This window comes from Niastella soli (assembly GCF_017742245.1).
Lineage (GTDB): Bacteria > Bacteroidota > Bacteroidia > Chitinophagales > Chitinophagaceae > Niastella > Niastella soli.
This window is the reverse complement of sequence record NZ_JAGHKO010000004.1, coordinates 474,704-486,384: the sequence shown is the minus strand read 5'-3', so window position 1 is coordinate 486,384 and position 11,681 is coordinate 474,704. Positions and strand designations below refer to the sequence as shown.

Sequence of the window (11,681 nt, the reverse complement as noted above, 5' to 3'; positions counted from 1 at the left end):
CAAATTTTCGCAAAGCAGTGTAAAACAAATCGTTCGCAGATAATATGTTCCATGGCAGCATGCCGTATAAACCCAAAAGCCCCCGGAATTTTCGGGGACAAATAAAAAGCCCCCGAAAATTCCGGGGGCCTGTTGTTATTGTCTTTAAATGATCTTATGTCATATCCATAAAATCTGTTCTTTTAATATTCAGCTTGGTCATTTTCGACTCCAGGGTCGATGGCTTGATCTGTAATATTTCGGCTGCGCCATTGGCGCCGCGTATGCGGCCATTCGCTTTTTTAAGAACGGAGATGATATACCCTCTTTCTGTTTCCCGTTGAACGTTCTTAACATCCTGGAGGGTAGTGATATTAACTTTTTCAGCGGCCTCAGGGAGGGAAACAGTCAGGCCCCTTTTTAATTCTAATTTTGATTGTCCATCATTCAGAATAACAGACTGCTCTACAATATTCTCCAGTTCACGGATATTCCCCGGCCAGTCATAAGCAATCAATTGCTTCATCATAGCGTCTGCAACACCCGTAAATGGCTTATTGAATTCCTTACAAAACCTGTTTGCAAAGAACAATGTCAATGCCTCTATGTCGCTTCTTCGTTCCCGTAAAGGAGGTAAGGTAACAGGAAAAACATTGAGACGATAATACAGGTCGAGCCGGAACTTCCCTTCGGCTACTTCTTTTTCGAGGTTCCGGTTGGTGGCGGCTACAATGCGAATATTCACTTTCTTTGGAGCGTTGCCACCAACATACTCTATTTCTTTTTCCTGTAAAACGCGTAATAATTTTACCTGCATACCCAGCGGCAGTTCTCCAATTTCATCTAAAAAAATAGTTCCCCCGTCAGCTTGTTCAAATCGCCCTTTCCGTTTTTCAATAGCCCCGGTAAAAGCACCCTTTTCATGACCGAATAGCTCAGATTCAATCAGCGTGCTTGGAATGGCAGCGCAATTGACTTTAACAAATGCCCCATTCTTCCTTGGTGAAAGATCATGAATGGCCTGAGCTACTTTCTCTTTTCCTGTACCGCTTTCACCAAGTATCAGAACAGAGGTATTATACGGCGCCACCTGTGTTACAAGGTCTAACGCTGTTAGTAAAAGATGGTGATTCCCGATTATACTTTTGAAGACGGTATGCCTGGCCACTTCATTATTATTTTGAGCAGCCAAAACTGGCCTGCCAGTTACCCGGGCCGATGCCGCTTCCTCAAAGAGCATTCTTTCGGTCACCGCCGTTAAATAGGTTTTCAAACGTATCAATAAGTCAATATGATGTTGGGTATAAATATCACGTTGACGACTATAAAAGAAATAGTGAAAACACATTCCATTTCTTAACGTAACAGGAAATACCAGGTACGATCGTAAATTAAAGGTGACAAACAAGATTCTGAGCAGGGAGGTGATTCCGGGTTTTTCATTTGTGACGCCCTCATTGTAAATGATCGCCCGGTCGGTATAACTACTTTCAACTATGCTTGAAAAATCATTTTCTTTTAGACCCGTTATTGTCAGTAACTCTTTTTTACCGATAAGCTGGTACTCGTTATATCCTATACGCAAATATCCTTTATCATTGAACTGTGCCGTGTTAAGCGGCCTGCATCCCGAGGCAATAAGGTCAAATGGTATATGAGACTGTATCACCCCGGCCACCTTCAACAACTTTTGATCGGGGTCTGTAGCTTCATTGGTTATTTCCGTTAATTTTTGCTGCAATATTACTTCCTGGCGTAATTTTGATTCAAAACTATGGTTGTGGCGATACCAGGCAATATCTAAAGCGATCAGCAGATCTTTCTTTCTGAATGGCTTTACAAGGAACCCATACGGCTCGGTTTTCTTTGCTTCATCCAGGATGGGTTGATTAGAATTAGCAGACAAATAAATGAAAGCAATATTTTCAGACTTAAGCTTCCTGGCAAAATCAATTCCGGTTAATTCTCCTTCCAGCCGGATATCCAGCAGTACAAGGTCCGGTTTGTGTTCCCGCAGATCTTCTTCGGCTTCTATAACTGAGGAAGCGATGCCATTTACTATATAGCCTGCCTGCTCCAGTATACGCTGCAGGTCTTTGGCCACAATATACTCATCCTCTACAATAAGCACTTGTTTACTCATAAAAAATTATTAATAAAGAATGGACCGGCACTAACTTACCAATTCCCTGTTTAAAGCAACAAACCCTACCTTTATATGCAGACCATTATTGTTCTCTATATAAAATTTGCCATTTAATTGTTTTGTAAGTCCCTGTATCATATCCAGCCCAAGTGAATTGAGTTGCTTTATGTTCAGCCCCGGCGGCAAACCAATGCCATTATCCGATATTTCCAGCAACAAATAGCCGGGTCCATCATTATGTAAGTTGATAGTTATAATTCCTTTCCGTTCATTTGGGAAAGCATACTTAATGGCATTCACAATGCCTTCATTAATGATCAATCCGAGTGGAATGGCCTGCGATACATCCAAGTTCATTGGCTCAATAAATTGTTCAAAAACTACACGATTCCCTATATCAAAGCTATCATGCACATAACTCACCAGTTCATCGATATATTCAACCATCGCTATTTGGGAGATGTTCTCAGACTGGTAAAGCTTCTGATGGATCAGCGCCATTGCATGTACCCGGCGCTCGCTGTCATGGATAGCGGTAAGCGCTGCATCATTGTTAATATATACCGATTGAGAATTCAACAGGCTCATTACGATCTGAAGATTGTTTTTCACCCGGTGATGTATTTCTTTCAACAACCATTCCTTATCTTTTATTAACTGGGCCTGAACGTCCAACAATTCCTGTAGCTGCTTATTTTTACGGGTGATCACCTCATTATTCCTTTGTTTTAACCGGTTTTGCCGGTATAGCAATCCTGCAATTACCATTACGGCGATAATACCTGCAATCGTTACATTTTTTTGAAGAGCCGCCTGCTTCGAATTAGCCTTTTCAATATTAGCCTGCTGGGTCAACAAGGCGATCTGGCTTTCTTTCTCCTGCATCTGGTACATCACCTGCAGTTCTTCTGCCTGCCTTATTTTAGTTACCTTAAAACTGGAATCGAGTAGTGCTGTATATTTCTTGTAATGAGCTATTGTACGCACATTATCTCCAAGCGCAGAATCAATAGTCAACAGCGAACGGTATGCGTTCAGATCGCCCGGTAAATTGCGCGTTACCATCGATGGAACGGTGAAATGTTTTTCGAAGTAGGAGCGTGCCTTCAGGTATTGCCCCCGTTTCATAAGGATCAGGCCGGTTAATTCATTGACTTCAGATCTTCTAAGCGGCCCCGTGATCTTCTCGGCCAGTGTTTCCAGCGAATCCATCTTTCGAAGATGCATTTCGGCAAGGCCTAACTGGTTAAGGTGTAAATAACAATTGGCAAATGCATCGTGATAAACAAATTGATCTGAAAAAGTAGCTGGAGGGTTTACCTTTTTTGAGATCTCCAGCGTAAGTTCAAGCGCTTCTTTTGCCCGGCCCTCTTCAGCCATCTTATTGTTCACATCGATCAACATATTATACACTGTAGGATTACGGTCTATGATAAATCGCTTTATAGCCTTTTGCGTTATATCCAGGCTTTCCTGTATTCTGCCTTCAGACTTAAGCATAAGCGCCAGGTTACTGTATAAATAACCCCAGCCGATACTATCGCGGCAGTTTTCAGCTATTTTGATCATTTGAAGTGTGTAACGCAATGGCTCCCCAAACTTCCCCTGAAAAGTGGTGATCATGGAAAGCGTTTGGAAATTGTAATGCGTGTAGGGAAAGTGGATAGACTCAGCCAGGTTAAGCGCTTTCAGGAAAACTTCTTTAGCAGATTGCAACTGCCCGGTAATTGTAATCAAATAGCCTGCATCCGTCAGGGCATTGATCTCCCCCTCGGTATTGCCCAGGCTGTGATAGATGTCTGCCGCCCGCTGCGAGTCTTCTGTCTTTTTTTGTATGGTGGCGGCCATTGGCGGCGTGTACCTGCTGCGGTATACCAATGCCCTTGCTTCGGTTTCCTTATCACCAGCCTCCCCGCATTGATTGATCAAATGGGTAAAAATTGAATCTCCCCGGCTATCGTTCAGCTGTACGTATATTTTTCCCTGCAGGCAAAGCGCCTGCCTACCCAGCCTTTCTTCCTTCAACAATTTACTCTCCTGGATTGCCCGGGTTAGAAAATAGTCTACACTGTCCCTTTTCTGTTGATAACCTCCAGGCTCAAAAGCATAATAGGCGCCAAGCAGGATCAATAATTCCAGGCGCTTCCTGCCTGTTGCCTTTGATAACAATCGGATCCCATACCCGGGGTCCCGCCGGTCGATCCAGCCCGATTGCTCAAACAATCCGGGATCATTTATCCCTTCCGCCAGCATTGAAAACCGGCTTAAACCAAGTGAACGGCTGGCTAATAATAAGGAGGTGTCCAGGTCAACCTGCCCTTCATGCACCACATTAATAAAAGTGGAACTCAGCAATAAATTTAGCCGTTGCCAGGATTGCTTATCCCTGGATGGTGGATAGTAAGCATATTGGGGTGTTCCATTTTGTGCTGAAGTTTGAGCCTGCCCTTCAACAGCCATCAGCAGACTGAATACAATAAATGGAAGGATCCTGGACATAGCATTACTTTTAAGCAAATTGAATTGAAGATAATTACTTTGCTGCGAAATGGAGTCCATTGTGAAAGGAAAAACACATAAATAAAACAAAAAATGTTTTTTGAATGGGTTCAGCTTTCTGATTGCTGATAATATGGTCGCGCATGACATTTACATAACCTCCAGTTCAGTACGCAGATAGTTTTTATGAGCAGTTAATTCACTCGCTAAGGTGTAAGCGCCGACCATGGCTACGGTTGTAACCCGCATCTCCTACCAGAACCACCCGCCCTTAACATTTCCATAAAAACACAGGTAGCTGTCAGAATATGAAGATAATAGAGGAATGGTCGTTCCTTTTTGTGATTTCAACCGGATTCGAACCTGGCTTAAGATATTCAATATAATGGCGACGAAGTTTCTATATGGAAAATGAATGTGAGAGAATTTGAAGGATCAAAATTCAACTAGAACACTTCGAACCAAAAAGCCCCTTCAAATCCAATGACTTGAAGGGACTCGTAAATTTTAGTCGGGATGGCTGGATTCGAACCAACGACTCTGCCGACAGGTCGGGATGCACAGAAGGGTTGCACTCTATACAAAACTGGAAAGCCAAAGGCCTGTTACCCGATCTTTAAATTTGTTGTACCTTACCGCTTTAAACAACCGCGATACTGTGATAAAACTTATTGTTACTGACCTTGATGGTACCCTCCTCACTGATAATCATGAAGTCCCTGATCGTTTCTGGAAAATAGCCTCCCGCCTGTTTGACAAAGGCATTAAGCTTGGGATCGCCACCGGCAGACCTCATTTTAGCATCACCGAAAAATTTCAGGCTATTGTAGACCAGCTGTATGCTATTTCGGATAATGGAAGTCTTATTATTCATGAACAAACAGAGTTGCTTTCCAAATCACTGCCAAAACATGAGATAGAGGCGCTGGTAATAGCAGCCCGGTCTGTTGACAACGCCTGGCCAATACTTTGTGGAAGAGACCAATGGTATCTGGAAAATTCAGATGAGGTTCTCATGAATGCTGTATTAGCCTACCACAGTAATTTTAAGATTGTGGATGATCTTACAAAGATTGATGAAGAGGTTTTAAAGATGACTGTGTATGATTATGCAGGTTCAGAACAAAACAGTTATCCGCAATTTAAACATTTTGAAAACCGGTTAAAAGTGGTAGTGGGTGGCGCAAAATGGCTTGACATTACCCGAACTGACGTCAATAAGGGCGAAGCCGTACAGATCCTGCAATCATTAAATGGTATTAGTCCCGATGAAACCCTGGTATTTGGCGATTTTATGAACGACTATGAAATGATGAAAACTGCCACCTATAGTTATGCCATGAAAAATGCCAACCCAAAACTTATTGAGGCTGCTAATTTTGTTACAGAAAAAGATAACAATGAGGCCGGTATACTGGATGTAATAGAGTTATTGTGTTTTAATGAATGTTAGCATTTTTTTAAGTCTGAAATTTTATTAGTGATAGTCTAACCAAAAGGTAAAGGGTTTATATAAATAGGAGGAATAGTAAAGTGTTCGGGAAAATGACTATTTTAAATAATTGACCTTCCCCCAAATGAAGAAAAGACTTAATAGGACCCTGTATATAATACTGATAATTCTGCTGATTGGGTTTTTAATTCCACAATCTTATAGAATGCCTGTCGAGGGTGCTACATTCAAAAGCTATTCTCAGAATTCTTACTGGGCTTACCCTTGGGGGAAATCGGTGACTCATAAAGGTGTGGATATATTTGCTAAGAAAGGTACACCTATACATTCTTCCACCTATGGAATTGTGATTTTCAAAGGACAAATCGAGATGGGTGGCAATGTGGTTTTAGTGCTTGGTCCAAAATGGAGGCTTCACTATTACGCACATCTGGATGATATAACGACTGGAATGTTTTCATTTGTATCAAAAAGCTCACAAATTGGGACAGTTGGTGCTACTGGTAACGCAGTTGGCAAGCCTCCACATCTGCACTATGCTATAAAGACGGTTTTACCTTACCCCTGGCGAATTGACAAAAGCATCCAGGGCTGGAAAAAAATGTTTTACTTAAATCCTATCCCGTATTTAAATGAATGTTTTTGAAAACGCAAGCGCAGCGCCTATCTGCACTTGTATCCGGTTTAAATAATAAGCTGATACGCTAAAAAAGTACTAGCCTGCTCCCCACTTTCATGGTAAATTTATAATGCCCTCTATGATTGCTATCAGCGCTGTACAAGCGCTTGTATAACGATTGCTTATTCACTAAAACACATCCATATGAAAAAGAAAATACCCCAATGGGGTTGGCAGGCTATTGTACTTATAGCTGTCCTGTATGGCACGGCGTTGTTGCCCGCCTGTAACAAACATTCAACGAATCTTACAGAAAACGAGAACATTGGCGAGGATGCAGGGCCTCTGGTTGGCGTAGATGCTACAGCCGGCTTTGGTAATGGCGTAAATCTGCAACCATCCTATTACAATGGAGGGAATCCGAATTTCGGTTGGTCGCTCATGAAACAGCAGACAAAGATCAAAACGGTGCGCATTGAAATTGAACCTGGATATGTAACGCAGGCTAAAAGCTGGATATCACAGGCCCGAAGCAATGGTTATGCAGTGATTGCCACTTATCATAAAGCTTCTGTCCTTGGTTCTGATAATGCAGCGGAGTTAACAGCAGCTGCGAACTGGTGGGTGGCCAATTATGCCAATCTGGCCTCGGCAGGATCATTTACCATTAACCTGATGAACGAATGGGGAAGTCACAATCTAAGCGCCAACGCCTATGCGAGTGCATACAATAATGCTATTAGCATTGTGCGCCGGGTTTATTCAGGTGCTATCATTATTGACCTGTCGGGTTGGGGACAGGAAACGGCTATTGCTGCGGCTGCCGCAAAAGGGACCAATGGCACAAAGATCACAGATGGAAATTATATCCTTTCTGCACACATTTATCCCGGTTCCTGGAATGGGGGCAAAGGGCGGTATGTGAATACATCAGATATCGATGATCTTGCCAGTTCCGGCCGCCCCTGTATGATCGGGGAATTTGGAAACTCCGGTGGCTCCGGTGCTGACTGGTCGGCAATAGTAGATAAAGCACGTAGTAAAGGTTGGACGGTACTGGCCTGGTGCTGGAACGGCGATGGCGGCAGTATGAATATGGTAACGCCCTCCTGGGCTACGAATGGAAGCGCCACGTCTTTTAGTCTCAGTTCCTACTTTAGTGTTGCTTATGCGAAATTGTGAGTATAGGAGTAAGTAGAACTGTTGCTTCCTAACCTATTATACCATGCCTTGCACAGTGGTCATCATTGCGCAAGGCATGGTATGAAAATTATAACAACAAGCTTAATTAATTACCCGGCAGTTTAATCTAAACTTTTTCCCCTTAATTCTGCGACTAAACCAAAAATGGAAAAAACGCAAAGAACTCCAAAGCCAATGCCCCAGTATAAAGGCTCTTTTGATGTATTCTTTTGATTTTCGCTGGCAAGTAGGCTTTGCGGATTTACACAACTAACCGAATGATCCTCTTTCATATAATATACTTCCAGGTATTTGCTGGTAGGCAGTTCAGAGAAGCTGTGTTCTCCGCTATAGGACGTCTCGTTAACCTTATAATCATACTTAAACTCATACGTTTTCACGGGCACTTTCATGATCTTTACGGTCACTTCCCGGTATGTATCGCGAAGCTCGGCAGTTGTTTTTGAATTGTCTTCCAGCATTTTCTCATATTTGGCGATGGCTGCCTTATCACCCCCTTTCTTATAATCGGAAATACAACTTTTAGATAGGGCGAAAAAGATAATAATAGCGAATGCAGCAGAAATTTTATTTTTCATTATAGGGTTGGTTAAGGAGGCAAGAACGGCAGAAGGGTTTGTTTATTATGAGTTGTATATTTTTCCTGTAATGACTCTGAATGTATCGAATTTACAGATTATGAAAACTTTAAATTAAAGAGTGAGCGATTTCTCATGCGTGCTTATACTGTTGGTTTTGCAAGAGCGGGATAGGTGTTTTTGCATAAGTATAGTAAAAGCGACAGGGGCTGCACCTCTTTCAAAATAGAGTATGATATTGATTTAAAACGCCTCGTAAATGTAAATCTACGAGGCGTTTTTTACAGATATTTTATTACTTAGATATCACTTTTGAAAAAGATGAAGCAAATCTTTGGCAGGTAGTTAAGTGTAAGCTTTACTTCGCGTCAACGTGTCCCACCTGTTTAACTTCACTGATCTGTATAGTAGGCTGGATGTTGGTATAGTTTTTAAAGTCACTGATGATGGCATCTCTGTTTTGTCCAATTGCTTTATTATATTCTGCAACATCTGTAATGTAAAAATAACCTATAGCTACAAAGGGTACTTTGTCATTGGGTGTTCTGCCGGAAATGCCTTTATCAATTTCATAAAATTTCAAATTTTTGCCTATAAATCCAGCTACCATTGGCATGTGCTTTTTTTCATAATAGTCCATGTCAAAGGTCTTATCCTCCCCGTTTGCATAAAGTATGGTCACCTTAAACATGCCAACTTCTGTTGCAGCGGAGGGTTTCAGTTGACTGGTTTTGCAACCTGTTAAAGCTGCAATGATGGAGATCAGCAAAAGGGATTGTATTTTAGTTGCCATACAAATTAGGTTTGATTATTGGTTTAATTGCTACTAACTCTTAAATATATGCCGTTAACCGGTCTTGAACAAAAAAACAGCATGGCGAGCGGATCGGGGTCTTTAGTTGCGACCCGTTAAGGAGGAGCCTAACAATAAACGACGAACGCCGAGGTGACAAAATTTAGAATGTTCTTACATGTTACCTGTTACATGTAAGTATAAGTGTTTTTACGTAGGTTGATTCCCGGATTGTGCCAAAATAAACACCTCAGCCCCCGCTTACGGAGATGCTCAAATTATTTAGCAAGAAAAAGTCATATATTTTCCGGGGTATATATTTTTTTTCTGTCAATTGTCTTGCATGTTTGATTTTGGCGGCATACATTAGCGATGTTAATCATATACCAGATAACAAGACCTTAAATCGTACCCCTAATGAACAACGTAGTAATGGCGCCGTTACCGGTTTGCCTGCCCCGTTATTTATTCCGCTCTTTCATTTCTTTATTTTTACTGATCGGCCTTGATGCCTCGGCACAATCCCTCAGTACTACAGATTATCCTGTTGTGTGGCTGCGGGCCGATAGTACCGGCGCTCTGAATGGCTTTTGGAAGGATGCTACCGGGCAAGGCCACGACGCTTCGATCTTTGGACAACCCGTGCGTGTGAACAGCTCACTCAATTACAATCCCGCTTTTAGTTTTAATGGCTTTAATGATTCTTTAAGTATTCCCTGCAATGTAGATAGTATGGCTGCGGTAACAGTGATAGCTGTATTTCAGCCGGCAGATACCGTTGAAACAGGCGTATGGGGCGCAGGCAATGCCATGGCGCATAAAATGATGATGACCACCCGGCGGGTTATGGGCCCGGATAGCAGCGTGGATAACATCGGTGTGAACGGCGGCTACGCCCTGTTAAGCACTGTTATTCAAAACTGGCCATCCACCACGTTATTAAGTGAGAATGCATACCTGTTGTTCGGTTCCACTCAAAACAATACCCGGCCTTTTAAGGGTACCATTGCCGAACTGTTAGTGTTCGACCGTAGCCTCGATGTGCTCACGCAAATTCAATACGAAACTTATTTAGCGATCAAATATGGTCTTCCGCTTACCCGTGGGAACTATGTGAGTGCTGGTGAATCGGTGTTGTGGAATGCTGATAAAAATAAAGATTTCGGGTATCGCCTGACGGGGCTTGGCCGGGAAGACTTCTTTTCCCTTCATCAAAAGCAATCGATCAGTGCTATTGATCCGGATGGCTTGCTCGCTATCAGCAATGGTCAATTCGTAGCAACTAATGCAGCCAATACCGATACCCTTACCAATGGGAATTACCTGGTGTGGGGTGATAACAATAAATCATTTGGTAGATCGGCCACAGTCGATGGTCAGTTACAAATGCTGAACCGGCAATGGTTGATGAATGCAAGCGGCGCTGCAACCAATAGGTTGAATACAACCGTGCAACTGAACCAGCAATTGCTGGGAAACAGTAAATATTGGTTGGTGGTGAATCGCGGGGCCTATGACGGTTTTCCGGTAGATAGTCTTGATTATTATTTTCCTGATAGCATTGACGCCAATGGTCAGATTAGGTATCGCAATGTAAAGTGGGATGCCGACCAGTCGGGCAAGGATCTGTTTGGTTTGGCGGTGGCCAAAGACCTGTTACTGAAATTGAACGTGGTCGATACACCTTCGTGTGTATCTGCCCAGGCGGGCAGTGCCCGATTACAGGCAATAGGCGGTCAAAGCCCTTATGCCTATACGGTTACCAATACGCAAGGTGAGGTGGTGTCAACTGGTAAGTTCTTTAATACCACATCTGTCGATGTTAGCAAACTAAGTGTTGGTACTTACCGGGTAGTACTGAAAGACAATAAAGGACACCAAAGCCTGCGTACGCTGATAATGCCGGCGCCTGCTGCCCAGCGGTTGCTGATCGGGTTGGAGCCAACCCTGGCTTTACCAACTGGCGGAGAGTTGTTGCTGGATGCAGCGCAACATATTACACCCGGCGATGCAACCGGGTATCAATGGACCTGTGAGAATGGATTCAACGCAACAACGCCCCAGGTAACCGTAAAACAACCGGGTACGTATGTAGTAAAGGCCACCAGCAGGGCCGGTTGTGTGTTCAGTGACACCGTGCAGGTAACAGGTAAGGCAGTACAACACATCTCGGTATATCCAGCCCCTTCAATAGATGGCAACTTTACTATCAGCATGTCTTTCCCGAAAGCAACCAATGTAAAGGTGGGCATCTATGATGCAAAAGGTACCAAGGTGCAGGAGATGACGGGTAAGAATAATACAGAATACCGTTTCCCTGGCCACCTGGTTACCGCCGGCACCTATACGATCATGGTAGTTACCAAAGATGGGGTTGATTCACGCACCCTGTTGATCCTTTAAACTAATAC

8 protein-coding genes are annotated in these 11,681 nt (G+C 43.0%); 4 read left to right on the top strand and 4 right to left on the bottom strand.

Annotated elements, in window-relative coordinates:
- Window positions 1-154: 154 nt before the first annotated feature.
- Together J7I42_RS16865 and J7I42_RS16860 are read right to left on the bottom strand one after the other, a co-directional pair.
- The gene (locus J7I42_RS16865) at window positions 155-2,122 is read right to left on the bottom strand and encodes a sigma 54-interacting response regulator (protein ID WP_209140013.1); all 1,968 of its coding nucleotides are present in this window, start codon (window positions 2,120-2,122) and stop codon (window positions 155-157) included.
- Window positions 2,123-2,152: 30 nt separating this feature from the next.
- On the bottom strand, window positions 2,153-4,624 hold the full coding sequence (locus J7I42_RS16860) for a sensor histidine kinase (RefSeq protein WP_209140012.1): 2,472 nt from the start codon (window positions 4,622-4,624) through the stop codon (window positions 2,153-2,155).
- Window positions 4,625-5,282: 658 nt separating this feature from the next.
- Here J7I42_RS16860 and J7I42_RS16855 point away from each other — a divergent pair.
- The 3 genes from J7I42_RS16855 (at window position 5,283) to J7I42_RS16845 (ending at window position 7,878) form a co-directional block, all read left to right on the top strand.
- On the top strand, window positions 5,283-6,077 hold the full coding sequence (locus J7I42_RS16855; protein ID WP_209140011.1) for an HAD family hydrolase: 795 nt from the start codon (window positions 5,283-5,285) through the stop codon (window positions 6,075-6,077).
- A gap of 124 nt (window positions 6,078-6,201) precedes the next feature.
- Window positions 6,202-6,723 (top strand): M23 family metallopeptidase, encoded by a 522-nt coding sequence (locus J7I42_RS16850; protein ID WP_209140010.1) that lies wholly within the window; start codon window positions 6,202-6,204, stop codon window positions 6,721-6,723.
- Window positions 6,724-6,900: 177 nt separating this feature from the next.
- Entirely contained in the window at window positions 6,901-7,878 is a 978-nt protein-coding gene (locus tag J7I42_RS16845; RefSeq protein WP_209140009.1) for a glycoside hydrolase family protein, read from the top strand.
- 122 nt (window positions 7,879-8,000) lie between these two features.
- Here J7I42_RS16845 and J7I42_RS16840 read toward each other — a convergent pair whose 3' ends face one another.
- Window positions 8,001-8,477, bottom strand: a complete 477-nt coding sequence (locus J7I42_RS16840) for a hypothetical protein (RefSeq protein WP_209140008.1) — start codon at window positions 8,475-8,477, stop codon at window positions 8,001-8,003.
- A gap of 358 nt (window positions 8,478-8,835) precedes the next feature.
- Entirely contained in the window at window positions 8,836-9,270 is a 435-nt protein-coding gene (locus J7I42_RS16835) for an EthD family reductase (protein WP_209140007.1), read from the bottom strand.
- 417 nt (window positions 9,271-9,687) lie between these two features.
- Here J7I42_RS16835 and J7I42_RS16830 point away from each other — a divergent pair, with 417 nt between their 5' ends.
- Window positions 9,688-11,673 carry a T9SS type A sorting domain-containing protein gene (locus J7I42_RS16830; RefSeq protein WP_209140006.1) on the top strand — a complete coding sequence of 662 codons (1,986 nt, stop codon included), beginning with the start codon at window positions 9,688-9,690 and terminating at the stop codon, window positions 11,671-11,673.
- Window positions 11,674-11,681: the final 8 nt, after the last annotated feature.